Genomic DNA, 24,820 nt, shown 5'->3' on the forward strand with positions numbered 1-24,820 from the left:
GTCGATTCAATTTAAAAGCGCTTTGAGGCAGGGAGGCCTCTCGTGAACCTCAAGCAACTCGCGCATATGCTGGCGCTTTCGCAGACCACGGTAAGCCGGGCGCTGAACGGCTATCCCGAAGTCAACGAGGAAACCCGCAGGCGCGTGATGGACGCCGCCAAGCGCCACGGCTATCGTCCCAATCCGAGCGCGCGCCGGCTGGCCACAGGCAAGTCCGGAATGATCGGCTACGTCCTGCCGACGGGTGCCGCCGTCGACATCGACCCGCACTTCGTCGAATTCCTGTCCGGCCTTGGCGACTATGCCCGCTCGCACGAGCTCGACCTTGTCCTGTCCCCGACCGATGCCGACGACCAGGAAACGACCTACCGGCGCATCGTCGCCAACCGGCAGGTTGACGCCGTCTACATCTCTTCGCCGAGGCCGCAGGATCGGCGCGTGGCGCTGGTCGACACGCTCGGCATTCCCTTCATCGTCCATGGCCGCAGCGAGGGCCTGGACTTCGACTATCCCTTTCTCGACATCGACAATGAAGGCGCTTTCCACGAGGCGGCGCGGCTGCTCGTGCAGCTCGGCCACCGGCGGCTGGCGCTGATCAACGGCGATGACAGGGAAACCTTCGCCATTCATCGCGAGCGCGGCATGCGCCGGGCGCTGGCCGCAAGCGGCCTGCCATTGGGCGAGCGACACGTCTGCTCCGTCGTCATGACCGAGGAGAACGGCTATCGCGCCGCCCGGCGCCTGCTCGAGCAGGACGGGGCGCCGACGGCAATCGCCTGCTCCAGCCTGATCATGGCGCTCGGCGTCGTGCGCGCGGTGCGTGATCTTGGCCTCGGCATTCCCGGCGATGTCTCGCTGATCGCCCATGACGACGTCTTTCCCTGGCTGAAGCCGGAGAATTTTTCCGTGCCGCTGTCCACGACGCGCTCCTCGATCCGGCTGGCCGGCGCACGCATCGCCGAGCGGCTGGCGGCACGGATATCGGGGCTCGAGGAGGGCGCCCGCGGCGAGATCTGGCCGGTCGACCTGGTGGTCAGGGGATCGGTGGCGGGAGCGCCGGCCTAGCGATCAAGTTTCAATCACTCTGCGTTCGATACTCAAATGCTAACCTTGTCGGCCAAAACCGAGGCTCTCATTAACGTCGCCTTAGTCAGCCTACTCCAACATGGGCAGATGAATACCGATCAGCCCGGCGCGGTTTTCGGCCGACGCGGACGCGAGAGTCGCGCCCGGGCTGTACTGACGTACCGCACCACGAGACCGACGCGCATCGTCGGTCACGTCGTATGTCTGTTTGGTTTGGCGTGCCTTTTGCCGGCCGTCATAGGCACTATCTTCTGGACGCTGCCAGGCATCGAGAAGCTGAACGCCGAAGCCACACGGGCGGAACAGAAGGTGGTCGAAATTGTCAACCAGCCGATTACCCATCTGCCCCGCTCCGGGCCGGTGTCGGAGTTTTCACCAGGTTGGTTTCATCCGGGAGCCACGAAGCCGGACTTCAACAACGTCGATATCCGCGCCACACAGGAACTCACCTATGAAGGCCACGTCACGTCCGATCTGAACCCCTCCGAAATGTTCAACGGACGTGAACTCGAATTCAACACGATGACCAAGTACTTCTATACTGACCGAACACTGCCGAAAAAGCGGCTGTCTGAAGCCGAAATGGTCGAGATCAACGGTCTCTATCGCGTCATCGGCGGCGATGAGTATGGCGTGTTGACGCGATGGGCGGCAGTGATCGGGTTTGCTGCCGTCGGGCTTTGTCTTGGAGTCGCGTTGCTTCTGCTATTACTTCGGAGCCGGCGACCGGTCACAGGTTGATCGATACGGTTCGCTCACCGCAGATCGACGAAATCGACGCCTGGAGCGAAAAACCTACTCCCTCGCGGCCCCGGCCGCCTTGATATCGAGCAACCCATAGCCGAAGTCATTATCCCGTCCCTTCGGGCCGAGATCCTTGGCTGTCGCCGCCAGCGCCTTCTCGATGTCGTCGGCCGAGCGCTCGGGCACGGCATGGATGAGGTTGGCGATGGCGCCGCTGACAACAGCCGCGGCAAACGAGGTGCCCGTAACGACGTCCGAGCCGGCGCCGCTCGGCGCCACCATCTCGACGCCCGGCGCCGAGATGAAGACATAAGCGCCGCGATTGGCCTGCGGCATCAGCCCGTCCTTGGCGTCGGTGGCTGTCACCGCGATGACGCCGTCAAAGGCGGCTGGGTAGCCATAGGGCGCCTTCGGCCCGTTGTTGCCGGCCGCCGCGACCAGAACCATGCCGAGCGCCCGTGCATTGCGGCAGGCGGCGCCGAGCAGGTCGTTTTTCGGGCCGACGAAGCTCATGTTGACGATGCTGACATTCTGGTCGGCCGCCCAGTCGAGCGCCGTCAGGATGACGTCCATGGTCGACTTGCCGCCCTCGAAGGCGCGCGCATGGTAGATTTTCGCGCCCGGCGCCATGCCTTCCAGGGGGCCGACGCCGGCGATCAGACCGTCGACGGAGGTGCCGTGATCGCGCTTTTCGATAGGCACGTCGGGCATGGCGTCGAACTGTCCGGCAATGACGCCGGCAAGTGCGGGATTGGTGTCGTCGATGCCGGTATCGATGACGGCGACGCGCACGTTTTCGCCGCTGGCTTGTTTGGCGTCGAGCGCGATGTGGTCGAAGGCATAGTTGACGATGCCGGCCGCCTGCTGCAGCGAATAGATGTGGTTGGGCTCGCGGCGCTCGGTGCGGCCGTCGGCGGCGAGCTGTGCCAGCACGACGCCGACCGGGCGGCCATCGGGAATGCCGAAGCGCACCAAGGTGGTGCCGAGCAGCCGGGACTGGCGCTGCGAGCGCACTTCAAGGCCGAAGGAGGCGGCGATCTGCTGCACGGCGCCGGCATCGCCATCGACGGTCACCAGCACCTCGTCGGGCACGAAGTCGCCGGTTACGGCGCGCCGCGGCTGAACGGCGATGAGGTCGGTCGGCGAGACGATCGGGCCACTTGCTGGCAGGCCGGCCTGGTTGCCTCCAGCTGGTGTCGCGGGTTCCGGCCGTGGCGTCGGCACCGGTGCGGGAGCGGCGGCCGGGTTGGGGAAGAGGTCGACGATCAAGGCGGGCAGAAAAACGGCGCCGGCCTGGGCCGCACCCGACCCGCCCTTGGTGTCGGCGCCGTCCTTGACGCAATCGGCTGCCGTCGCATTGGCCCTGTCGTTGCAATCGATTTTCGTCCGCTCGGGAGTGGCATCGTTGCTCTGCGCCGACGCAGGCACGGCGGCGATTGTCATCGCCGCCGCAAAGATAGCCGCAAATCGAATGACCGCCTCAGCCGCCATCAACAGGTTTCCTTCCCTCGATCACAGTCTCCGCGAAAGGCTGGGCGGCAATAAGGCCGCGCGCCTTCTCATAGTCGGCGGCTGTCGTCGCCGGAATGGCGAGCCTGAAGACGCCGTCGACGGTCGGTCCGCCGATGATCTTGAGCTTGTTGGCACCGAGGAAGGCGGCAATATCGGCCATCCTGGCATCCGGCTTGAATTTGACCAGAGCGAACGGCAATTTGGCCAGATCGTCTTGTGCGCCGGCGATCTCGAAATTGCCGCCCTTGCCGCCAGGCTGCACCAGCGACTGCACCGCGATCAAGGCGAGCAGCACCGCGGCCGCCGCCCAGGCGACGCCGACCGGCACCGCCATGAAGCGGCCCCAGGCCTGCGCCAACCAGGATGCGCTAGCAGGCGCTCGTGCTGGACCAGCCTCGGCGTCGAGCGCCTTGGCAAAGCGGCTGAGCGCATCGGCCGGCGGACGGATCGCCTCATTGGCTGCCGCCGTGCCGGAGAACTCGGCTTCCGCCTCGCCGAGCGCGGCAAGTGCCGCGGGATCGTTGGCCAGCCATTCTTCGATGGCTTCCAGATCCGAACCTTCGAGCGAACCGTTCAGGTAGAACGGCAGCAGCGTTTCCATTTCGTCGCGGCGCGACATCTTTTCAGCGGCGCTCATGGCCAACCCCTGTCGTAACCGGCGGCCTTCAGGGCTTCGCCGAGTTTCTTGCGGGCGTAGAACATACGGGTCTTGACGGTCGCGACCGGGATGTCGAGCACCTGTGCGATCTCGGTCACCGATTGCCCCTGATAATAGGCGAGGTCGATCACCGTGCGGTGCTCCTCGGGCAAGGCGTCGATGAGGCGGCGCAAGGCAGCGGCCTTGTCCTCCTTCATGGTGACGACTTCGGGCGTGTCGGCGCTGTCGGGCACCGCGGCGGCGGCCTCGTCGTCGATCCAGTCTTCCTTCTTCTTGCGCAGCAGCGAGAGCGCCTTGAAGCGGGCGATGCCGAGCAGCCATGTCGAGACTTCGGAGCGCCCTTCGAAGCCCGGCGCCTGGCGCCACAGTTCGAGGAACACCTCGTTCGCGATATCGTCAGCCATCATTTCCGATCCCGTCTGGCGCGCCACGAAGCGGTAGATCCGCGCGTGGTGACGCATGAACAGGAGCCGCACGGCGGCCCGGTCGCCCTTCGCGACCCGGTCGACAAGCGCGCGATCGGTCTCCGTCGCCGCCGTCATGGCCGGTCGAGCCGCCTGGCTCCTGTCTGCTCTGTCGCCGATCGGTCCAAAAAGGTTCATCCTCCGCCAAGGAATTCTGGGAGGCTAACCGAAGAGCGGGGCGGTTGCCAGAGCATCCCTTCTCCCCGTTTGCGGGGAGAAGGTGCCGGCAGGCGGATGAGGGGCGGCACCAGCCACTTGATCAGGTGAGAAAAGCCTTCGCCTTCATCGTCGCCGGAACCGGCACGCCCAGCCGGCTCAACACCGTTGGCGCCAGTTGCAACTGGTCGAGCAGCGTATCGGCTTCCGGCCCTTCGCCCTGTCCGAAATAGTAGAGCGCGAAATCCTGCATCTCGTCGTCATGGCCGCCATGATGGCCGCGGTCGGTCTGGCCGTGGTCGGCAGTGACCATGACCTCGTAGCCGGCCTCGATCCAGCCGGGCAGGAAGGCCGCCAGCATGCCGTCCATGGCGTAGCAGGCATGGTCCATCTCGTGGCAGTCATGGCCGAAACGATGGCCCATCGAGTCCAGCGTGCAGGTGTGCAGGATGCCGTAGTCGATACCATGGCGCCGGGTGAGCATGGTCAGTGTCGCGAACAGGTCGACATCGCTCGGCGTCATCTGGTTCTTGAGATTGTAGCCGGTCATGGAGTGGAAGCGGCCGTGCGTGATCGGCCCGCCGGGCTCGTCATACTCCATGTCCTCGATCAGGTCGAACGGGTAGGAGCGGAAGAATTCGGACCAGTAGGTATGGGTGACCGCGCCGGTCTTGCCGCCGGCCTTGCTGACTTCCGAGAAGATGTCGGGCTGCCCGACGCGAAAGCGGTTCTCGTTGGACAGGATCCCATGCACCTGCGGCGACACGCCCGTGTGGATCGAGGCATAGCAGCAGGCCGAGGTCGACGGCAGCACGGAGCGCATCTTCCACACCCGTGCCTCGCCCGACTGCACCCAGCCTTCGAGATTGCCCATCAGCCGGCGCCAGTTGCGGTAGGGAACGCCGTCGAGGATGATCAGCAGAAGCTTGGTCTTGAGCGCCACGGGCTGCTCCATGCGATTGTCTGTCGGTGGCGGCGGCGTCGATGAACTGGCTGAAGAAGCGCACGATCAACCCGCCTTCGCGCGCATCGGCATGGCCATGTTGCGCTTGGCTAGTTCCCCGCGCTGGCCATGCGCCGCCCCTTGATCGCCTTTTCCAGCCAGCCGATCTCCATTTCCGGAACGGACGACAACAACAGGTCGGTATAGGCATCGAAGGGAGGTGTGAGCACCTTGCTCTTGGAGCCGTAGCGCACCACTTCGCCGCGATACATCACCGCGATCGAATCGGCGATCGACTTCACCGTCGCCAGGTCGTGGGTGATGAAGAGGTAGGCGACCTTCTCATGCTGCTGCAGGTTGAGCAGCAGCTTGAGGATGCCGTTGGCCACCAACGGGTCGAGAGCCGATGTCACTTCGTCGCAGATGATCAGCTTCGGCTTGGCCGCGAGCGAACGGGCGATGCAGACGCGCTGCTTCTGGCCGCCCGAAAGCTCGGCCGGATAGCGGTCGACGAAGCCCTTGCCCATCTCGATCTCGTCGAGCAGCTCGGCGACACGGCGGTCGCGTTCCCTGCCGCGGATACCGAAATAGAATTCGAGCGGCCGGCCGATGATGGTGCCGACGGTCTGGCGCGGATTCATCGCCACGTCGGCCATCTGGTAGATCATCTGCAACTGGCGCAGATCCTCCTTCGGCCGGTCGGCGAGCCGGTTGGCCAGCGGGCGCCCGTCGAAGGTCACCGTGCCCTGTTCGGGCGGCAACAGGCCCGTGATGGCGCGCGCCAGCGTCGACTTGCCGGAACCGGACTCGCCAACCACGGCCAGCGTCTGGCCCGGATAAATGTCGACCGAAACGTTCTTGAGCACCTTGACGTGGCCGCCGCCATAGGCGGCGGTGACGTTCTTGACCGACAGGAACGGCGTCGCGCTCGGGTTCTGTTCGGCATGCTCGATCTCGTGCACCGAGACCAGCGCATTGGTGTATTCCTGGCGCGGCTCCTTGATGATCTGGCGGGTGCCCCCCCATTCGACCAGCCGGCCGTGGCGCAGCACCATGATCTCGTCCGAGACCTGGGCAACGACGGCAAGGTCGTGGGTGATGTAGAGCGCCGCCACATGGGTGTCGCGGATGGCGTCCTTGATCGCCGACAGCACGTCGATCTGCGTCGTCACGTCGAGCGCCGTGGTCGGTTCGTCGAAGACGATCAGGTCAGGCTCCGAGCAAAGCGCCATCGCCGTCATCACACGCTGCAACTGGCCGCCCGACACCTGATGCGGAAAGCGTTCGCCGATGGTTTCCGGGTTCGGCAGGCTGAGCTTCTTGAACAGCGCGATCGCGCGTTTCTCTGCCTCGGCCCGTGTCGCCGTTCCGTGCAGAAGCGTGGCTTCCACCACCTGGTCCATCAGCCTGTGCGCCGGATTGAAGGCGGCCGCCGCCGACTGCGCGACATAGCAGACCTCGCGGCCGCGCAGCTTGCGGAATCCGTCCTTGCCGCCCTTCAGGATATCGCGGCCGTTGAGGATGACTTCGCCGCCGGTGATGCGCACGCCGCCGCGGCCATAGCCCATGGACGACAGGCCGATGGTCGACTTGCCGGCGCCGGATTCGCCGATCAGGCCGAGCACCTTGCCCTTCTCCAGTGTCAGCGACACGTCGTGGACCAGCGTGATGGTCTTTGGTGTCTCGCCAGGGGGATAGACCGTCGCCTCGATGCGCAAATTGCGGATGTCGAGCAGAGGGGTGGACTTTGCCTTGCCGTCAGCCATCAGCCGCGTCCTCCCTTCAGGCTTGTCGTGCGGTTCAGCACCCAGTCGGCAACAAGATTGACCGAGATCGCCAGCGCTGCAATCGCGGCCGCCGGAATGAGCGCGGCGCCTATACCGAACACGATGCCGTCCTTGTTCTCCTTCACCATGCCGCCCCAGTCGGCATCCGGCGGCTGCACGCCAAGGCCGAGGAAGGACAGCGTCGACAGGAACAGCACTGCGTAGATGAAGCGCAGGCCGAGTTCAGAAACCAGTGGCGACAGCGCGTTGGGCAGGATCTCACGGAAGATGATCCAGACGCTGCCTTCGCCGCGCAGCTTCGCTGCCTCGACATAGTCCATGACGTTGATGTCGACAGCGACCGCGCGCGACAGACGATAGACGCGGGTTGAATCGAGGACGCCCATCACCAGTATCAACGTCACCAAGTTGGATGGCAGCACCGAAAGCACGACGAGAGCCATGATCAGCGTCGGGATCGACATCAGCAGATCGACGAGGCGCGACAGTCCCGTGTCGAACCAGCCGCCGAAAACCGCCGCCGAAAAGCCGAGAATGGCGCCGAGCGAAAAGGAGAGCGCGGTGGCGAGCACGGCGATGAACAAGGTGATGCGGGCACCGTAGATCATGCGCGACAACAAATCGCGCCCAAGATTGTCGGTGCCCAGCCAATGCAGCGCCGACATGGGTTCCCAGGGAGTGTCGCTGACGATCTCGGCATTGCCGTGCGGCGCGATCCATGGCGCGAAGACTGCCGCCAGCACGAACAGAGCGGTGAGCACCAGGCCAATTAGCGCCGGAATGGGAATGCGTCTGACATCGAGCATATCGGTCGCTCCCTACTTCGGATGTCTGAGACGCGGATTGGCGACGATCGCCGCTATGTCCGCGATGATGTTCAAGCTGATGTAGACGGCGGCGAAAATCAGGCCGACCGCTTGCACCACCGGCACGTCGCGCTTGGTGACGTGGTCGACGAGATATTGGCCCATGCCGGGATAGACGAAGATCACTTCGACGACGACGACACCCACGATCAGGTAGGCCAGATTGAGCATCACGACGTTGATGATTGGCGCAATGGCATTCGGAAATGCATGCTTCCGGATCACGCTGAAGGCCGACAGGCCCTTCAGTTCCGCTGTCTCGACATAGGCCGACTGCATGACGTTTAGGATGGCCGCCCGCGTCATGCGCATCATGTGGGCGAGCACCACCAGCGTCAGCGCGGCCGCCGGCAGCGCGATCGCCTGCATGCGCTCGCCGAACGGCATGCCGTCATAGACCGTCGAGATGGCAGGGAACCATTGATACTGCACGGCAAAGAAATAGACGAGCACATAGCCGATAAAGAATTCCGGGAACGACGTCGAGGCGAGCGCCAAGCCGGAAATCAGCTTGTCGACCCAGCCATTGCGGTAGCGCACCGCGATCAGGCCGAGCGTGATCGCCAGTGGAATGGCCACGATTGCCGCCCAAAAAGCCAGGAACAGCGTGTTCCACAGCCGTTCCTTGATCGATGTCGCGATGTCCTGCCCGCTCGACATGGCGGTGCCGAGATCGCCGGTCAGCACGCCGCCCAGCCAGTGGAAATAGCGGATATAGGCGGGCTGGTTGAGCCCGAGCTGCTCGCGCAGGTTGGCCAGCGACTCCGGCGTCGCCGACTGTCCGAGGATGGCTTGCGCGACGTCGCCGGGCAGGATCTGGGTGCCGGCGAAGATCAGGACCGAAACGGCCAGCAGAAGGAGGATGCCCAGCGCGATGCGCTGGGCCACCAGTTTCACGAGGGGCGAGGACATCTCCGCAGGGCCGTGCTCAGGCTTCGAGCCAGCACTTCGCCAAAGCGTAGCCGTTGCACAGCTCCTGGTGCGGATCCTCCACCCAACCGGCGACTTTCGGTCCCGTTGCGTCGATGAACTGGTTGAACATCGGCAGGATCAGGCCGCCTTCGTCGCGCACCATGACAGCCATGTCGTGGTACATCTGCTTGCGCTTGGCCTCGTCGAGTTCGGCGCGCGCCGCCAGCACCATCTTGTCGAAGTCCGGGCGCTTGAAGCGCGTGTCGTTCCAGTCGGCCGTCGACAGATAGGCGGTCGAGTACATCTGGTCCTGGGTCGAGCGGCCGCCCCAGTAGGAAGCGCAGAAGGGCTGCTTGTTCCACACCTCGTTCCAGTAGCCGTCGCCGGGCTCGCGCTTGAGCTCGATCTTGATGCCGGCCTTGGCCGCGCTCTGCTGGAACAGCTGGGACGCATCGACAGCGCCCGGGAAGGCGACGTCCGAGGTCCTCAGCAGCACTGTGCCGTCATGGCCCGACTTCTTGTAGTGGAACTTGGCCTTGTCGGGATCGTATTTGCGCTGCTCGATTTCGGTGAACAGCGGATAGGACGCGTTGATCGGGAAATCGTTGCCGAGCGAGCCGTAGCCGCGCAGCACCTTGTTCAGCATTTCCTCGCGGTCGATCGCCAGCTTCAGCGCCATCCTGAGGTCGTTGTTGTCGAACGGCGCCGTGTCGCAATGCATGATGAACACGTAATGGCCGGGGCCGGAATGGTTGCGGATGGTGACGCCCGGTACGCGCTTGATCAGGTCGACGATCTTCGGCTCGACGCGGTTGATCATGTTGACTTGGCCGCCCTGCAGGGCCGCCGTGCGCGCCGTCGCGTCGTTGATGACGACGACTTCGACCTGGTCGGCATGGCCCATCTTGTCGCCCTGCCAGTAATTGGCGAAGCGCTCGCCGACATGGCGCACGCCAGGTTCGTTGGTCTTGACCTTGTAGGGGCCGGCCGAGATGCCGGCGTCGGGCTTGTCCTTGCCGCCGTTCGGCTGGACGATCAGGTGATAATCACTGAGCAGGTACGGAAGGTCGGCGTTGGCCTCCTTCAGGGTCAGCACCACTTCCTTGCCGTTGACCTTGATGGTGTCGATCCCCTTCATGTAGCCAAGCGCGCCGGATTTCGACTTCTCGTCCGAATGGCGTTCGAGCGTGGCGGCGACGTCCTCGGCAGTCACGGTCTTGCCGTTGTGGAATTCGATGCCGTCGCGGATCTTCAGCGTCCAGACCTTGGCGTCCTTGGATGAGCCGATGTCTTCGGCGATGCGGTTCTCGAGCTTGCCCTCGGGCGACAGCTCGACGATCATTTCGCCCCAGCATTTGCCGAAGGCGAACGGCACCTGCGTCATCATCAGCGCCGGGTCCAGGCTGTTGGTGGATTCGCCGCCGACCAGGCCGGCCTTTAGCGTGCCGCCCTTGACCGGCCCCGCCGCCCGCGCCGCGCTCGAAAGCAATGCGTTGGCGAAGGGTGCGGCGATGCCGAGCGCTGCGGCCCGGCCGAGAAAATCACGACGGCTCAGTTTGCCCAACGCGACGCGCCGGCTAAGGAATTCCAGTTCGTTTGACATTTGAGTTCCTCACTCTGTTGGTTCGACTCTGTGGTCGATTTTCTTGCTTGTTGTTAAAGGGAATAATGACCGCAAGGGAAAGCGGTAAGCAAGACCGAATGCGACATGCCGTGGCGTAAATCGTACGTCGCATTTGGACCAACGGTTTCAGCACTCAAACCAGCGCGCGCGGGACCTTTTCGTCGAAATCTCGCTCGAAGACGAGGTTTTCGCCCTCGTAAGCCTCGATTCTGGCGCTGACGATGAAGTTTTGCGCATCCGACCGCATTTGCGCCCGTGTCTCGGTGCGGACCGACCATCCGTTTCGCGACAGGGTCTGCGTCCAATGTGTTTTTCCCGAGGCTGACAGAGGATCGTCAGGATGGATGGTCCAGGTTTCGCGGGCGATGCTGCCGTTGACAAGGCCATGGTCGAGATCGCGCACCTCGCCGAAGTCGTCCGTTATGGAAAGCGTGACGATTCCCGTCTTTTCGTCGCGGTCGACATGGCGTTCTGAATTGGCGGCACGGATCGTCTCGGTTGCCCAGGGCGCAGCACCTTCCGGCTCGCCGAAAACAGCTTCGTCGCCTGTTGCCAGCAGGCGCAACGGCACCGATAGCGTGGCGTCCGACAGGGTCAGTCGTGCCGGTTCCGGCGAAGGCCAGATCATTGGCCAGTAGGCGGTCGAAATGGCAACGCGCAGACGGTGGCCGGCCGGCACGCGGTAGGCGCATTGATCGAGCACGACACGCACCGAAACTGTCTCCCCGGGGACCAGCGCTTCGGGGAATTCATGCGAGTTGCGGTGCGTCAGATTGAGCACGCCATAGGATATAAGTTCCGAGGCACCGTCGGGATGCACGTCGCAAAGCCGGACCGCGATGTTGGCCTGGGGCCGATCGGAGGCAAGCTGGATCTTAAGCTCCGGCGCCCCGACAATCTCGATCGGCTTGGTGAGCTCAGGCTGGTCGAAACACGCCGACAGCGCATCGTCAGGGCGCTGATCACCCGGCAATTCCGGCCCGAAGGTGAACGGAAAATATTCGCCGCCGGCGAGCCCGCAGGTCTGCGGTGAAGCGACCGTGGAAGGCCCTGCATCAGGGGGAATTAGTTCGATCGCTTCGACCGCTATGTTGGACGACGGCCACTCCTGCTCGGCTATCCAGCGGCCGGGCCGCTCGGGATGCCAGCGGGCGGGACGCACGCTGTCCATCACATAGGCGCGGTAGTCGGGATCGGCCTCGACGCCGGTCTCGACTCCCTTCAGCCAGTGGTCCCACCAGCGCAGCGCTTCCTGCAGGAAGCCGATGGCGGGCTTGGGTCCGGCATAGTGCGGGTATTTGTGGATCCACGGCCCGACGATGCCCTTGACCGGTGCCTCGATATTGGTGACGAGGTGCGAGATCGTGTTGCGGTAGCCGTCATGCCAGCCGCCGATCGACAGCACCGCGGCATGAACAGCGGAAAAATCCTCGCAGATCGAGCCGCGCTTCCAATAGGCGTCGCGATGCTGGTGGCTCAGCCACAGCGGCAAAAGGAACGATTGGTTCTCCAGCCGTCTCAGCCACAGGTCGCGCCATCTGTTGTCGCCGGCAAGCAGCGGATCCGGTGGCCGCGACGAGTAGGACAGCATGGTCGAGGCCCAGCCGAAATTCTCGTTCAAAAGGCAGCCGCCCTTGTAGTGGATGTCGTCGGCATAGCGGTCGACGGTGGAGCACAGGCTGATCACCGCCTTGAGCGCCGGCGGCTGTTTGGCCGCCACCTGCAGGCAATTGAAGCCGCCCCAGGAAATACCCATCATGCCGACATTGCCGTTGCACCAGGGCTGCGCCGCCGCCCAGGCGATGACATCGCAGGCGTCCTGCAGTTCCTGCTCGGAATATTCGTCGTCCATCAGCCCTTCGGAATCGCCGTTGCCGCGCATGTCGACGCGGATCGAGGCGTAGCCGTGGCCGGCGAAATAGGGATGGGTAAGCTGATCGCGAAAGATCGTGCCGTCGCGCTTGCGGTAGGGCAGGTGCTCGAGGATGACAGGTACCGGGTCATCGCCCGCATCCTCCGGCATCCACACCCGCGCCGACAGCCGGCAGCCATCGGGCATGACGATGCCCATGTCGGGAAATTCGACGACCTTGCGGGGAAATTCGGTGATGGTTTTCATGGCAGGCATAACGCCCCGCGGCACGAGAACTTTCAATCGTCATTCGCGACTGGAGCAGCGAAATATGCGACCTATGCCGCTACCGCAATTCGTCGAGCAGTTCGGGATGTTTCTCCAGCAGTGTCATCAACTGAATTGTCGGGCCACTCGGTTCGATCAAGCCTCTTTCGTACTTGTCGAAGGCATTTTCTCCGACCTTGAACAGGGATCCCGCCTCGCGCTGCGAAAGCTTGAGCTTCGCGCGCATGCGGCGGATGGTTGACGGGGCCGGCACGCCGTCGATCTTCTCCTTGAGGGCGCGCAAGGCGGCATCGACAGCGGCCATGTCGTCGCCGACATGTACACCCTCGCCATCCGATGGCGGATAGTAGCCGGGCAGGTCGACGATCATGCTCTCGCCCTTATAGGTTACGGTGAATGGACGGACCCCGCGCGCCAACGTTTCTCCGGTTTCGGGAGAAATCATGGTTCTATTTCCCATGTCTCAATTTGCCACCATAAAGGTGGCAGTTCAAGCTTCCTATCATAGGACGTCCGCATCAATTTAGCGGAATGTCGTTTTCGGCCTTGTTGGCCTGGTAGGCGCCGGACAGCTCGTCATAGCGTGCGGAAATCCTGGCGATGCGCGCCTCCAGCCGCTGGCGTTCGACCTCGGGCAGTGCGCGCACCAGCCGACGGATGGAAAAGCTTTTCCAATAGGCATTCTCGGCATTGTAGCCGCCGGGGTCGAGGGTGAAGACCTCTTTCAGGATTTTGAGATCATGCGGAATGGCGAAACTGTCGCGCGAATCCTCGTGGCTGAAGAGGTAGTAAAAATTGTCGAAGCCGGTCCAGGTGATCGCCGACAGGCAAAGCGAGCAGGGCTCATGCGTGGCGATGAAGATGGCGTCTTTCGTGTCGACACGTTCGGCCTTGGGCATTTCGTAAAAGCGCTTCAGGCAATGCACCTCGCCATGCCAGAGCGGGTTTTCCATCTCGTTGTTGGTCTCGGCTAGTACCAGCGACCGGTCGTCCTTGCGTAGGATCGCCGCGCCGAACAGCTTGTTGCCGAGCGCGACGCCTTCTGCCGTCTTCGGCACGATATCTTGCTCGATGACGTCGAGCAGGCGGTCGATCAGCGAAATGTCGGTCATCACAAGCTCTCGTCGGGAAGATGGATCTCGTAGGCGTGCGAGAAATGGAATTCTTCGAGGTTGGACCCGTCGCCGCCGCGGTCGACGATCAAAAAATCCTGCGCCTCGCCGAGCGGCGTCAGCACGCCGTGCCACAGATTGCGGGAATAGTTGATGCCTTGCCCCGGCGCGGTGATGAAGGCATGCGGCTCGTCCGGCCCCTCCTTGCCGTCATGGCAGACGACGACCAGGAACCGACGCGGCGACAGCGGGATGAAGGCCTGGCTGCCCAAGGGGTGGCGCTCGACCATGGTCAGCTTCAGCGGCATCTCATAAGGCGTGCCGCGCACCATCGAGATCAGCACGCGCGCATTTGGTCCTGTCGCCTGCGCGGTAGCGAGGTCGTGGTAGCGCTCGGCCTTGCCGCCATTGATCGGGTAGTGGTTGTCGCCGCCCATGTCGATGACGTCGCCGAATTCGGCAAAGGCCTCGCGGGTCAGCGGCCGCGCGACGATGCGGGTCATGACGTGCGCTTCGCGATATCTGCCCCGCCGAGTTTGGCGTGCCGGTTGACGTCCTTGTAAAGCAGATAGCGGAATTTGCCGGGGCCGCCGGCATAGCAGGCCTGCGGGCAGAAGGCGCGCAGCCACATATAGTCGCCGGCCTCGACTTCGACCCAGTCCTGATTGAGCCGGTAGACAGCCTTGCCCTCGAGCACATAGAGCCCGTGTTCCATGACATGCGTCTCGGCGAAGGGAATGACCGCGCCCGGCTCGAGCGTGACGATGGTCATATGCATGTCGTGGCGCAGATCGGCGGGATCAACGAACCGCGTCGTTGCCCAGCGGCCCTCGGTGCCCGGCATCGGGGTCGGCGCGATCTCCTGTTCGTTGGTGAAGAAAGCCTCGGGAATCTCGAGGCCGTCGACTGCCTCATAAGCCTTGCGTATCCAGTGGAAGCGGACAGCCGCCTTGCTTTCGTTGCGGACTGTCCAGCCGCTGGCCGGCGGCAGGAAGGCAAAGCCGCCGGGCCTCAAGCTATGCTTCTTGCCGTCGAGCAGAACCGTCAGTTCGCCCTCGACCACGAACAGGGCGCCTTCGGCACCGGCATCGGGCTCCGGCCGGTCGCTGCCGCCGCCGGGCGCGACCTCGACGATGTATTGCGAAAACGTCTCGGCGAAGCCGGACAGCGGCCGCGACAGGATCCAGACGCGGGTCTTGTCCCAGAACGGAAGGGCGCTGGTGACGATGTCCTGCATCACGCCCTTGGGAATGACCGCATAGGCCTCGGTGAAGACGGCGCGGCCGGTCAGAAGCTCGGTCTGGCCGGAATGGCCGCCCTGCGGGGCATAATAGGTGCGCTCGGGCATCCTGATCGTATCCATGGTTCAAACCTATTGTGGAAGCATGTCCTTGAGGCGGAGCAGCGCGATGCGCTCGACCTGTTTACAGGCGGTCTCGAACTCGACGCCGCGGCTGTTGCCTATACGGGCTTCGAATTCGGCGAGGATTTCCTCCTTTGTCTTGCCCTTCACCGCGATGATGAAGGGGAAGCCGAAGGTGGTGACGTAGGCGGCGTTGAGCTTGGAGAACAGTTCGCGTTCCTTGTCGGTCAGCGCGTCGAGGCCGGCGGAAGCCTGTTCCCTGGTCGATTCCGCCGTCAGCCGCCTGGCCTTGGCGAGCTTGCCGGCGAGGTCGGGATGGGCGTTGAGCACGCCGAGCCGCTCGGTCTCGCTGGCGGAACGGAAGATGCGGCAGAGCGCATTGTGCAGGCCGCCCGCCGTGTCGTGCGCCGGGCCAAGCTCCAGCTCGTAGGCCCGTTCCGCGATCCACGGCGAATGCTCGAACACGCCGCCGAAGGTGTGAACGAACGTCTCGAATTCCATCTTCGACGGGCGCAAAGCGGCCGGCTTGTAGGGATGGTTCTCCTGCCAGTGCTTGGCGATGTCGATGCGCCGTGCCAGCCAGACCTTGTCGTGCGACTTGACGTAATCGACGAAGCGCTTCAGCGCCGCTACCCGGCCCGGCCGTCCGACGAGACGGCAATGCAGGCCGATATTCATCATGCGCGGCCTGCCTGCCTTGCCCTCGGCATAGAGCGTGTCGAAACTGTCCCTGAGATAGGCGAAGAACTGGTCGCCCGAGTTGAAACCCTGCGGCGTGGCAAAGCGCATGTCGTTGGCGTCGAGCGTGTAGGGGATGATGAGTTGCGTGCTGCCGCTATGCTCGAACCAGTAAGGCAGTTCGTCGTCATAGGCGTCCGAGACGTAGTCGAAGCCGCCTTCTTCGGCCACCAGCCGCACCGTGTTGACCGATGTGCGGCCCGTATACCAGCCGGTCGGGCGCTGGCCGGTCACCTCATAGTGCAGCTTGATCGCCGCTTCGAGATCGCGGCGCTCGTCCTCGGCGTCGTGGTCGCGGTAGTCGATCCATCTCAGTCCGTGCGAGGCGATTTCCCAGCCGGCTTCCTGCATGGCCGTGACCTGGTCGGGTGAGCGCGCGAGCGCCGTGGCGACGCCGTAGCAGGTCACAGGCACCTGCTCTTCGCTGAACAGGCGCAGCAGCCGCCAGAAGCCGGCCCGCGCCCCATATTCGTAGATCGATTCCATGTTCCAGTGGCGCTGGCCCACCCAGGGCGCCGCGCCGACGATTTCCGACAGGAAAGCTTCCGAAGCCTTGTCGCCGTGGAGCACGCAGTTCTCGCCGCCCTCTTCGTAGTTGACGACGAACTGCACGGCGACATGCGCGCCGCCAGGCCATTTCGGATCCGGCGGATTAGCTCCGTAGCCACGCATGTCCCTGGTGTAACGCATCGTCCCTCCGCACCCGGCATCACCGGAAGTATGATCAGAATATCGAAAGGGTGCTTCTCGCATTCCCCTCAAAATTTTTGAAAGTGTTTTTGTCGCACTCCGCTCGACCGGGACTTATGCATCGCCTTTAATTGGCGCACAATTCATCGTTAGTGCTCGATTGTACCGGCCAATTTGTTCGTATTGGAAAATGGGAGGCGGCCAATGGCAGAAACGTCGAAAGCCGATGGCGGGCGTCTGACGACCCATGTCCTGGATACCGCGACCGGCAGGCCGGCGGCTGGATTGTCGATCGCGCTCTACCATTTGGAGGCTTCCGCCCGGACGCTTCTGAAGACGGTCGTCACCAATGCAGACGGCCGCTGCGACGCGCCGCTGCTGGCAGGCGCCGACTTCCGCACTGGCGAATACGAACTGGTGTTCGCGGCCGGCGACTATCTGCGTGGCCAGGGCACGAAGCTGCCGGAGCCTGCCTTCCTCGACAGCGTGCCGATCCGCTTCGGCATGGCGGAGGCGGTGCACTATCATGTACCATTGCTGATCTCGCCATACGGCTATTCCACTTACAGGGGGAGCTGAGGCATGGCCAAGGTCAACATTCGCGACGAAATCCGCTTCATTCTGAATGGCAGGGATGTCGCGCTGTCATCCGTGGCGCCAGACGCGACCTTGCTCGACTGGCTGCGGCTCGACCGTTCGCTGCGCGGCACCAAGGAAGGCTGCGCCGAGGGCGATTGCGGCGCCTGCACCTTGCTCGTCGGTAAGCTATCGGCCGCCGGACTGGTCTATGAAAGCGTCAATGCCTGCATTCGCTTCCTCGGCTCGCTCGACGGCACCCATGTCGTGACGGTCGAGCATCTGCGCGGCGAAGCTGGTCAGTTGCATCCTGTGCAGCAGGCGATGGTCGATTTCCATGGCTCGCAATGCGGATTCTGCACGCCGGGTTTCGTCATGTCGCTCTATGGCTTGTGGATGAAGTCGCCGGACCCGTCGGATGCGGCGATAGAAAAGGCCTTGCAAGGCAATCTCTGCCGCTGCACCGGCTATGAGGCGATCATGCGCGCCGCGCATGCCATCTCGAGCTATGGCAAGGCGGCGAAGGATCCGCTGGCGGCGGAGCGCCGGGACATCACGACACGGCTGCGGGCGTTGCGCGATGGCGCCAGGATCGAGATTGGCTCCGGCAAGACTCGGCTGGTCGTGCCGGCCGATGCCGACGATTTCGCTTCTGTCTTCGAAAAAGAACCCACCGCCACCGTCGTCGCCGGTTCGACCGACGTTGGCCTGTGGGTGACCAAGCATATGCGCGACATCTCGCCGGCGATCTTCATCGGCGATCTGCCGGGGCTTTGCACCATCACGGAAGAAGATGGCGTCATATCGATTGGCGCCGGCGTCACCTACACCGAAGCCTTTTCGACACTGTCGAAACGCATCCCGGCGCTGGGGCCGTTGTTCGACCGCATCGGCGGCGAACAGGTTCGCAACATGGGCACGATCGGCGGCAACGTCGCCAACGGCTCGCCGATCGGCGACACGCCGCCACCGTTGATCGCGCTCGGCGCACGGATGACATTGCGCAAGGGCAAGAAGCGGCGCACGATCCCGTTGCAGGATTTCTTCATCGCCTATGGCAAGCAGGACCGCCAGCCAGGCGAGTTTGTCGAGGCTGTGCATGTGCCCGTGCCGGCAAAGGATGTGAAATTCGCCGTCTACAAGGTCACCAAGCGCCGTGACGAGGACATCACCGCGACCTTGGGCGCCTTTTGTCTGGCTCTGGCCAAGGACGGCACGGTAGCCGATATCCGCATCGCCTATGGCGGCATGGCGGCAACGCCGAAGCGGGCGTCGGCGGTTGAACAGGCTTTGATCGGCAAGATTTGGAGCGAAGCGACGGTGGAGGCAGCGATGGCCGAATACGCCAAGGACTTCACGCCGCTCACCGACATGCGCGCGAGCGCCGAATATCGAGCGCTGGCGGCAAAGAACCTCTTGCTGCGCTTTTACGTCGAGACGACAGGAACGAAAGCGCCGTTCCAGGTGTCGCGCGACGAGGCGGCCTGATGCGAATCAAGGCGAGTGAGCAGACAGGCAAACGGTCGCGGGTAGCGTCCTTCTCCCCGTTCACGGGGAGAAGATGCCGGCAGGCAGATGAGGGGCGGCGCCAGCGTCGATCGCTTCTGGTAAACTCGTCAATGTCGGCGCTGCCCCTCATCCGGCCCTTCGGGCCACCTTCTCCCCGTGAACGGGGTGAAGGGAAGGAGGCTGAATGAACGACCACGCTACATCAAAGCTCAAGGCGGAAAAGATCGTCGGCGGCGTCGCTACCGACCGGCAGCATGATTCCGCCCACAAGCACGTCAGCGGCGGCGCCGTCTATATCGACGACATGCCGGAACCGGCAGGCACGCTGCATGCCGGCCTTGGCCTGTCCAAGGTGGCGCATGGCGTTCTGAAAAGCGTCGATCTCTCGGCGGTGCGCGCGGCCCCTGGTGTCGTCGACGTGCTGACTTATGCCGACGTGCCGGGCGAAAACGATGTCTCGCCCAGCAACATGCATGACGATCCGGTGCTCGCGGAAGGCAAGGTGCAGTTCTTCGGCCAGCCGATCTTCGCGGTGATTGCCGAGACGCGCGAGGCAGCCCGGCGCGCCGCGCGCCTGGCCAGGATCGAGTATGATGAGCTTCCCGCCGTGATCGACATCTGGGACCTTGATCCGACGAAGGACAAGCAGGTGACTACGCCGCTGATCCTGAAGCGCGGCGATGCGGCCGCGGCAATCCAGGCAGCGCCCCGCCGCATCAAGAACCGCATGTGGCTTGGCGGCCAGGACCATTTCTACCTCGAAGGCCAGGTGTCGCTCGCGATTCCCGGCGAGGACGACGAGGTGACTGTCTACTGTTCGACTCAGGGTCCGAGCGAGACGCAGCATCTGGTCGCCCACACGCTCGGCGTGCCGAGCAACGCGGTGACGGTGGAGGTGCGCCGCATGGGCGGTGGCTTCGGCGGCAAGGAAACACAGGCCAACCAGTGCGCCGCGATCGCCGCCATCGCGGCCAAGAAGCTGAAGCGCGCGGTCAAGATCCGGCTCGACCGCGACGAGGACATGACCGCAACCGGCAAGCGGCACGATTTCGCCATCGACTACGAGGTCGGCTTCGACGACGAGGGCAACATCCTCGGCGTCGATTTCACCTACGCCTTGCGCTGCGGCTTTTCCGCAGACCTGTCCGGACCGGTCGGCGATCGTGCGCTGTTTCACTGCGACAACGCCTATTTCTATCCTGCGGTGCACGCCAAGTCGGCGCCGCTCTTTACCAACACCGTGTCCAACACCGCCTTTCGCGGCTTCGGCGGCCCGCAAGGCATGGTCGGCGCCGAGCGCGTCATCGACGAGGTCGCCTTCGCGGTCGGCAAGGATTCGCTCGAAATCCGCAAGCTGAATTTCTACGATCCGATGGAAGCGATCGGCGGCCGCAACGTCACGCCCTATCACCAGAAGGTCGAGGACTGCATCATCCAGCGCATCGTGGCGGAACTGGAGGAGAGCGCCAGCTATGCGCGCCGCCGCCGCGAGATTTCCGCGTTCAACGCCAACAGCCGCTTCGTCAAGCGCGGCCTGGCGCTGACGCCGGTCAAGTTCGGCATCTCCTTCACCAAGACCGAGGCCAACCAGGCCGGCGCGCTGGTGCATGTCTATGCCGACGGTTCGGTGCACATGAACCATGGCGGTACCGAAATGGGGCAGGGCCTGCACCTCAAGGTAGCCCAGGTCGTGGCCGAGGAGTTCCAGATCGACCTCGACCGCGTGAAGATCACCGCCACCACCACCGCCAAGGTGCCTAACACCGCGCCGACGGCGGCATCCTCTGGCGCCGACCTCAACGGCATGGCGGCGCAGAATGCGGCGCGCCAGATCCGCCAGCGGCTGACCGACTTCGCCGCCGAGAAATACCAGATCCCCGTCGACCAGGTGGTGTTCCTGCCCAACCGGGTGCGCGTCGGCAACCAGGAGGTCAGCTTCAACGATCTGGTCAAGCAGGCCTATGTCGCGCGTGTGCAGCTCTCGGCCGCCGGCTTCTACAAGACGCCGAAGATCCATTGGGACCGCAGCAAGGGCCGGGGCCACGCCTTCTACTACTACGCCTATGGCGCGGCCTGCGCCGAAGTGTCGGTCGACACGCTGACCGGCGAATATGTCGTCGAGCGCGCCGATATCCTGCACGATTGCGGCCGTTCGCTGAACCGGGCCATCGACCTCGGCCAGGTCGAGGGCGGCTTCATCCAGGGCATGGGCTGGCTGACCAGCGAGGAACTGTGGTGGGACGACAAGGGCCGGCTGCGCACGCATGCGCCGTCGACCTACAAGATTCCGCTGGCGTCGGACCGCCCAAAAATCTTCAACGTGGCGCTGACCGACTGGTCGCAGGCCTATGAGCCGACCATCCATCGCTCCAAGGCGGTCGGCGAACCGCCGCTGCCGCACGGCATGGCGGTGCTGCACGCCCTGTCGGATGCCGTGGCCAGCGTCGCCGACCACAAGATCTGCCCGCGCCTCGACGCGCCAGCGACGCCCGAACGCGTTCTGATGGCGATCGAGCGGCTGAAGCGGGAGGCTTCAGAGCCTTCCTGAGGCGCCAGAACGTGCAAATCGCGCCGAAAACACTATATTTCCTGGATGGAAGTGCAGACGATGAACTCGAAGGTTCAAGAGCTGAAGGTGTTTCTCGACCATGCCGGTCGGGTCGCGCTTGTCGAAGTCGCGGCGACAAAGGGTTCGACGCCGCGCGAGGCCGGTGCCTTCATGCTTGTCTCGGCATCGGCGATTTTCGGCACCATTGGCGGCGGCCAGCTCGAATATATGGCGATCGACAAGGCGCGGCAGATACTGGGCTCGTTGCGCTCCGCACCTTCCAGCGAATTTGCCGATGTCGGCGCCGCCCCTCATCCGCCTGCCCGTCCTCCGCAGCAGCTGCGCAGCAGCTGCGGAGGGTGGACCGGCACCTTCTCCCCGTATGGTGACGGGGAGAAGGGAAACGGCCCTAATGCCGGCGACCCCCCGTCCTTACGGGAAGAGGGCAAGGGTGAGGAGCAGCGCGACGCTGACGAAGCTGTCGTCACGCTCGACGTTCCGCTCGGGCCGGAAATCGGCCAGTGCTGCGGGGGCCGGGTCGAGGTGTTGATTCGCTTGGTCGACGGCACAATCGAGGAACAGCTGATAGCGAACGCTCAATCGGAAGAGGCGCACCTGCCGCATGTCTATATCTTCGGTGGCGGCCATGTCGGCCAGGCGTTGGCCGCGTCGCTGGCGCTGCTGCCGATCCACGTTGTCGTCGTCGAGACCCGATCCGAGGCGCTGGAAGGCATGCCGGAAACCGTCGAGACGCGGCTGACGCCGCTGCCGGAGGCCGAGGTACGCAACGCTCCGGCCGGCGCCGCCTTCGCCATCCTCACCCATGACCATGCGCTCGATTTCCTGATCGTTGCCGAAGCGCTGAAGCGTGGCGACGCGGCCTATGTCGGCATGATAGGCTCGAAGACCAAGAAGGCGACATTCAGGAGCTGGTTCCTGAAATCGGCGGATGGCGGGGAGGCGGAGTTTGCCCGCCTCGTCTCGCCGATCGGCGGCGACGCCGTCAAGGACAAGCGCCCGTCCGTCATCGCCGCGCTGGCGGCCGCCGAGATCATGACGGCGCTGGTCATTCAGCGGGCCGTGTCGAACGCCGACCATCAGGACCATCAGGACCATCAGGCCGGGATCATGGCCGGTTAGCCGAGGCTGCTCGCTGGCGGCCTTTCCGTTTTCAATCGCCCGAAGCACGCATTTGCTATATGCAACCGGCGTTGCAGCATGAGGCGAAGGCATATGGGCGTACTCAAAATCGCGGCTTTTTCGGATGGCAGCTCCGGCGGCAATCCAGCCGGAGTCCTGATAAATGACGCCTTGCCCGATGCCGCCGAAATGCAGCATATCGCGGCGGAGGTCGGATTCTCGGAGACCGCCTTCGCCGCGCCCGATGGCGACAGCTGGCGCGTCCGCTATTTCTCGCCGGAATCCGAGGTCCCCTTCTGCGGCCACGCCACCATTGCACTGGGCGCCGCGTTGGTTCGGCGGTTTGGCGATGGGCTCTTCCCACTCAAGCTCGCCCAAGCCAGCATTACCGTTGAAGGCTTTCGAGATGGCGCGAACGTTGCCGCCGCGCTACAGTCGCCGCCCACACGCAGCAAGCCCGCCGCTTCGGAGCTGATTGGCGAATCGCTGGCGCTATTCGGCTACGCTGTGGCCGATCTCGATCCGGCCATTCCACCGGCGCTGATCCATGGCGGCGCCGACCATCTTGTGCTGGCTTTCAACTCGCGCGAGGCGCTGGCCGCCATGCGCTACGACCTTAAGGCCGGACAGGTCTTCATGCGGAGGGAAGGGCTGGTGACGATCCTGCTCGCCTACGCCGAAACGCCGCGCTTGTTTCACACGCGCAATCCCTTTGCATCCGGTGGGGTCTATGAGGATCCCGCGACGGGCGCGTCGACAGCCGCCTTTGCCGGTTATCTCAGAGACATTGGCTGGCCGCATGGCGGCGCGATAGATGTCGTGCAAGGCGAGGACATGGGCATGCGCTCACGCCTGCATGCCGATATTCCTGTGGAGATAGGCAGTTCGATCAGGGTTTCCGGCACCGCACGGATGATGGACGAGGCATAACCGCACCTGCCTCAGTCAGGCCATTTCAGGCCGAGATGCGAGCGCAGCGTGGTGCCTTCATAGTCCTTGCGGAACAGGCCGCGCCGCTGCAGTTCCGGCACGATCAGGGTGGCAAAGGCATTGAGTTCACAGGGCAAAAAGGACGGCATGACGTTAAAGCGGCCATTTGGCTGCCCGCGACGGCAGCCATCCGGCTACCAACCCCGGCTGGCTTTCACGCAAGGCACCCGGATCAGATGGACCAGGAGGCCATCACTTGCCGCCCAGTTCGGCTCGTCCGCTATTTGCCGGCCAGAAGATCCTTGATCAACCGCTGGCAGCGCTCGGCCATGAAATCGAGCAATAGCCGCACCTTGGGGTCCTGCAGCTTCTTGTGCGGATAGACGGCCGCGAACTGCACCGGAGTCGGCGGGGTGCTGGTCAGGATCACCTTCAGCCGCCGGTCGCGGATGAACGGCTCGACCTCGAAGCGCGGCTTGTTGATGATGCCGCGTCCCGACAGAGCCCAACCCGTCAACACGTCGCCGTCGTCGGTGTCGTAGGGGCCATGCACCTCGAATTTCTGTGGGCCGGCTGGCGTTTGCAAGGTCCAGACATATTCGAGCGCTCCGGAATAGCGCAGCATAAGGCAGTCATGTTTCCTGCCGATCAGCTCCTGCGGCTCCATAGGCTCGCCGCGCGCCTCCAGATATTTGGGTGCGGCGACCAGCACACGCTCGCATTCCATGATACCGCGCATCCTGAGACTGGAATCCTCGATGATGCCGAGCCGGAAGGCGACGTCAATGCCTTCCTTCATGATGTCGACATTGTGGTCCGAAAGCCTGAGCCGCACCTCGATGTCAGGGTATTTGTCGTGGAAATCGGGAATGCCCGAGGCCACCAGCCGGCGCCCGAGACCGAGCGGCGCGGTGACGCGGATGGTGCCGCGCGGCTGGCCCGACAGCGCCGAGACGGCCGCCTCCGCTTCGGTGATCGCCTCCAGCACCTGCTTGGCGCCGGAATAAAAAACAGTGCCGTGTTCCGTCGGCATCAATTGCCGGGTGGTGCGGTTGAACAGCCGCACGCCGAGATGCTTCTCCAGTTCCTTGATGCGGTTGGAGGCGACCGCCGGCGAAATGCGCATGTCGCGCCCGGCCGCCGACAGATTGCCGAGCTCGACGACGCGGACGAAGACGGCGATGTTGTCGAGATAGGCCATGTGGAGCACCTTCGCCGGTTTGCGGCCATCAACCTAGTATTTTCCAATTTTTTTTGAAAGTCATCGTACACCTCGCCTCTTTTCGTTTGCGCGCCACACCGTAAAGTCACCCGATCGGCAG

Annotated in this window: 22 protein-coding genes and 1 pseudogene; 7 read left to right on the top strand and 16 right to left on the bottom strand. The window is 63.7% G+C overall.

Going from position 1 to position 24,820, the window contains the following annotated elements; all coding sequences use genetic code 11:
• The first annotated feature begins 42 nt into the window (after positions 1-42).
• Complete coding sequence (locus LB543_RS09840) at positions 43-1,065, top strand: LacI family DNA-binding transcriptional regulator (protein ID WP_224613888.1); 1,023 nt, start codon at positions 43-45, stop codon at positions 1,063-1,065.
• A gap of 108 nt (positions 1,066-1,173) precedes the next feature.
• On the top strand, positions 1,174-1,827 hold the full coding sequence (locus LB543_RS09845; protein WP_224613890.1) for a hypothetical protein: 654 nt from the start codon (positions 1,174-1,176) through the stop codon (positions 1,825-1,827).
• A gap of 54 nt (positions 1,828-1,881) precedes the next feature.
• Here the strand turns inward: LB543_RS09845 and LB543_RS09850 are convergent, their stop codons facing one another.
• From LB543_RS09850 to puuE, 14 genes are all read right to left on the bottom strand, one after another.
• Positions 1,882-3,321, bottom strand: a complete 1,440-nt coding sequence (locus LB543_RS09850; protein WP_224613892.1) for a S8 family serine peptidase — start codon at positions 3,319-3,321, stop codon at positions 1,882-1,884.
• Positions 3,311-3,979, bottom strand: coding sequence for an anti-sigma factor (locus tag LB543_RS09855; protein WP_224613893.1), 669 nt, complete (start codon positions 3,977-3,979; stop codon positions 3,311-3,313). The genes LB543_RS09850 and LB543_RS09855 overlap by 11 nt, the downstream gene beginning before the upstream one ends.
• Complete coding sequence (locus tag LB543_RS09860; RefSeq protein WP_140810981.1) at positions 3,976-4,542, bottom strand: sigma-70 family RNA polymerase sigma factor; 567 nt, start codon at positions 4,540-4,542, stop codon at positions 3,976-3,978. Before LB543_RS09860 ends, LB543_RS09855 begins: the two co-directional genes overlap by 4 nt.
• Positions 4,543-4,723: 181 nt before the next feature.
• On the bottom strand, positions 4,724-5,563 hold the full coding sequence (locus LB543_RS09865) for an alkaline phosphatase family protein (protein WP_224613894.1): 840 nt from the start codon (positions 5,561-5,563) through the stop codon (positions 4,724-4,726).
• Positions 5,564-5,673: 110 nt separating this feature from the next.
• The gene (locus tag LB543_RS09870) at positions 5,674-7,329 is read right to left on the bottom strand and encodes an ABC transporter ATP-binding protein (RefSeq protein WP_224613895.1); all 1,656 of its coding nucleotides are present in this window, start codon (positions 7,327-7,329) and stop codon (positions 5,674-5,676) included.
• Positions 7,329-8,156, bottom strand: a complete 828-nt coding sequence (locus LB543_RS09875) for an ABC transporter permease (RefSeq protein ID WP_224613896.1) — start codon at positions 8,154-8,156, stop codon at positions 7,329-7,331. Before LB543_RS09875 ends, LB543_RS09870 begins: the two co-directional genes overlap by 1 nt.
• 12 nt (positions 8,157-8,168) lie before the next feature.
• On the bottom strand, positions 8,169-9,128 hold the full coding sequence (locus tag LB543_RS09880) for an ABC transporter permease (RefSeq protein WP_140757169.1): 960 nt from the start codon (positions 9,126-9,128) through the stop codon (positions 8,169-8,171).
• Positions 9,129-9,144: 16 nt separating this feature from the next.
• Positions 9,145-10,731 carry an ABC transporter substrate-binding protein gene (locus LB543_RS09885; RefSeq protein WP_224613897.1) on the bottom strand — a complete coding sequence of 529 codons (1,587 nt, stop codon included), beginning with the start codon at positions 10,729-10,731 and terminating at the stop codon, positions 9,145-9,147.
• A 154-nt stretch (positions 10,732-10,885) separates the two neighbouring features.
• Positions 10,886-12,871: a CocE/NonD family hydrolase gene (locus tag LB543_RS09890; protein WP_140757165.1), complete on the bottom strand. Its 1,986-nt coding sequence runs from the start codon at positions 12,869-12,871 to the stop codon at positions 10,886-10,888.
• A 79-nt stretch (positions 12,872-12,950) separates the two neighbouring features.
• On the bottom strand, positions 12,951-13,337 hold the full coding sequence (locus LB543_RS09895) for a type II toxin-antitoxin system MqsA family antitoxin (RefSeq protein WP_224613899.1): 387 nt from the start codon (positions 13,335-13,337) through the stop codon (positions 12,951-12,953).
• A 73-nt stretch (positions 13,338-13,410) separates the two neighbouring features.
• The gene (locus LB543_RS09900; RefSeq protein WP_224613901.1) at positions 13,411-14,004 is read right to left on the bottom strand and encodes a nucleoside deaminase; all 594 of its coding nucleotides are present in this window, start codon (positions 14,002-14,004) and stop codon (positions 13,411-13,413) included.
• The gene (locus LB543_RS09905) at positions 14,004-14,507 is read right to left on the bottom strand and encodes an ureidoglycolate lyase (protein ID WP_224613902.1); all 504 of its coding nucleotides are present in this window, start codon (positions 14,505-14,507) and stop codon (positions 14,004-14,006) included. The genes LB543_RS09900 and LB543_RS09905 overlap by 1 nt, the downstream gene beginning before the upstream one ends.
• The gene (locus LB543_RS09910) at positions 14,504-15,367 is read right to left on the bottom strand and encodes a bifunctional allantoicase/(S)-ureidoglycine aminohydrolase (RefSeq protein WP_140810971.1); all 864 of its coding nucleotides are present in this window, start codon (positions 15,365-15,367) and stop codon (positions 14,504-14,506) included. The genes LB543_RS09905 and LB543_RS09910 overlap by 4 nt, the downstream gene beginning before the upstream one ends.
• Before the next feature lie 9 nt (positions 15,368-15,376).
• On the bottom strand, positions 15,377-16,795 hold the full coding sequence (gene puuE, locus LB543_RS09915; RefSeq protein WP_224613904.1) for an allantoinase PuuE: 1,419 nt from the start codon (positions 16,793-16,795) through the stop codon (positions 15,377-15,379).
• Between the two features lie 204 nt (positions 16,796-16,999).
• Between puuE and uraH the strand changes: the two genes are divergently transcribed.
• The 5 genes from uraH to LB543_RS09940 all read left to right on the top strand — a co-directional run bounded on the left by uraH (position 17,000) and on the right by LB543_RS09940 (position 23,498).
• Entirely contained in the window at positions 17,000-17,374 is a 375-nt protein-coding gene (uraH, locus tag LB543_RS09920; protein WP_224613906.1) for a hydroxyisourate hydrolase, read from the top strand.
• A 3-nt stretch (positions 17,375-17,377) separates the two neighbouring features.
• Positions 17,378-18,859 (top strand): xanthine dehydrogenase small subunit, encoded by a 1,482-nt coding sequence (gene xdhA, locus LB543_RS09925; protein ID WP_224613908.1) that lies wholly within the window; start codon positions 17,378-17,380, stop codon positions 18,857-18,859.
• A 205-nt stretch (positions 18,860-19,064) separates the two neighbouring features.
• Positions 19,065-21,428 carry a xanthine dehydrogenase molybdopterin binding subunit gene (gene xdhB / locus LB543_RS09930; protein WP_224613910.1) on the top strand — a complete coding sequence of 788 codons (2,364 nt, stop codon included), beginning with the start codon at positions 19,065-19,067 and terminating at the stop codon, positions 21,426-21,428.
• A 60-nt stretch (positions 21,429-21,488) separates the two neighbouring features.
• Positions 21,489-22,568: a xanthine dehydrogenase accessory protein XdhC gene (gene xdhC / locus LB543_RS09935; protein ID WP_224613911.1), complete on the top strand. Its 1,080-nt coding sequence runs from the start codon at positions 21,489-21,491 to the stop codon at positions 22,566-22,568.
• A 93-nt stretch (positions 22,569-22,661) separates the two neighbouring features.
• Positions 22,662-23,498 carry a PhzF family phenazine biosynthesis protein gene (locus LB543_RS09940; protein ID WP_224613913.1) on the top strand — a complete coding sequence of 279 codons (837 nt, stop codon included), beginning with the start codon at positions 22,662-22,664 and terminating at the stop codon, positions 23,496-23,498.
• Between the two features lie 11 nt (positions 23,499-23,509).
• On the opposite strand, the pseudogene LB543_RS09945 reads toward LB543_RS09940, so the two are convergent.
• Both LB543_RS09945 and LB543_RS09950 read right to left on the bottom strand, forming a co-directional pair.
• Positions 23,510-23,656 (bottom strand): annotated as a pseudogene (locus LB543_RS09945) (nitrilotriacetate monooxygenase); the annotation flags it as partial.
• Positions 23,657-23,778: 122 nt separating this feature from the next.
• Entirely contained in the window at positions 23,779-24,699 is a 921-nt protein-coding gene (locus LB543_RS09950) for a LysR family transcriptional regulator (protein ID WP_140757143.1), read from the bottom strand.
• Positions 24,700-24,820: the final 121 nt, after the last annotated feature.

Origin of the sequence: Mesorhizobium sp. ESP7-2 (assembly GCF_020164715.1) — a bacterium.
In the GTDB taxonomy this organism is placed as follows: Bacteria; Pseudomonadota; Alphaproteobacteria; order Rhizobiales; family Rhizobiaceae; genus Mesorhizobium.